Raw genomic sequence first — 1372 nt, 5'->3', positions numbered from 1 at the left:
GTCTTTCGTGCTGGCCGCGGAAAATGAACCCTTGTGGTGGCAGGGTCCCGACTACGTACGGGCCGACCGGATCGCCGACGCCCTGCCGGCACAAGCGTGGCGACGCCTATCGGCGGGTGCCGGCGCAAAGGGCGAGCGGCTATATGACGGGCGCTGACCCCGCTGTGGCGAATGCAGATCGCCACCGAAGAGCGCTGCTTCGGGCATTACCTGCTGGTGCGGCGCACCCTTGATGAGAAACGTGAGCATGCATATTACGCTGTGCACGCGCCGCGCAGCAACGTAACACGGCAAACCTCGGTCAACGTCGCGGCCCGCAGGTGGGAAATCGAAACCGGCTCCGAGGCGACCAAAGGCGAATGCCGGCTCGATCAATACGTGGTGCGCCGATAGCAAGGCTGGCACCGCCACATCACGCTGGCCCTGCTGGCCCATGCGGTACTCGTCACCCTGCGGGTACGCAGCAAAAAAACACCTGAGGGTTCGGTGCCGCTCAGTGTCCAGGAGATTCGCCGGTTGTTATGCCGTCTCATATGGCGTGGAGCTCACTCCATCGAATGCGTGCTGGCCTGGTCGACAGGGCGGCGCAAGCACCAGTAGCGCGCACGACAGTGTCACTAGCGGCGACGCGACTGCGTACCGCCAGTTTCTTTGCATGTAGGTTCGGGTCCCGTGTGCGTCAAATCTCCCAATCCCACCGTCTACCCCTCTCGAACATTATTCCGATTGCGTTTGATGTTTCATCCCCGCTTGTGTCTCGAGGGCGGCGAGCCGGATGTTCACAACCTCTGCGTGAAGTTTGATCGCCCGGATTACGAATTGGACGTCCGCATTTTCGCTCTTCGATGCAAGATCGTCGAATTCGGCCCAAAGTTTCGTTAGCTGTTCGGCACTCGTGGCTATTCCTTACATATGTACAAACAAGACTTGACGACAGGTCGTGCTGCCGTTGAAAGTTCAGTTGCGTCGGTACCCTCGACGAGGGTGTGATCAGGGCACACCGCACAGGCACCGCTTCATGGCGAATATTCATCGTTTGCAAATGTGCGCCCTTCGCGAGCCACGGGACGCGTTCCCGGCTGTCGCCGACGCTCGGACCGGATTTGCGTAGAGTCACCCACTGCTGGCCCCCGACCGTGCAGCCTCGACGGCCTTCTTCCGCTCTGCCTATGCCTCGGCCACCAGCCGCTCGCGGACTCTATCCGCGGCGCGGACTTTGGCCAGGTACTCCGCATCGGCGGCGCGGATTTCGCTTCTCATCTGCACAATGCTGTCGGTGCTTTCCGTCGCCTGAGCACCGGATGCGGCCGTGCCTTGAGCCCAGACCGGCGTCGTACCAACCGCCGCCAGTGCCATCGATAGAACCGCGAAA

The 1372-nt window shown here is 61.4% G+C and carries 1 protein-coding gene and 1 pseudogene; one reads left to right on the top strand and one right to left on the bottom strand.

All coding sequences use genetic code 11. The annotated features are described in order from the left end of the window. Nucleotides 1–471: pseudogene (locus AWB67_RS43830) on the top strand (IS701 family transposase); the annotation flags it as partial. Between the two features lie 696 nt (nucleotides 472–1167). Here AWB67_RS43830 and AWB67_RS37875 read toward each other — a convergent pair. Then, a partial coding sequence (locus AWB67_RS37875; protein ID WP_125477882.1) for a hypothetical protein occupies nucleotides 1168–1372 on the bottom strand: 205 nt, incomplete at its 5' end.

The organism is Caballeronia terrestris (assembly GCF_001544515.1).
GTDB lineage: Bacteria > Pseudomonadota > Gammaproteobacteria > Burkholderiales > Burkholderiaceae > Caballeronia > Caballeronia terrestris.
This window is presented reverse-complemented; position numbering and strand designations above follow the sequence as displayed.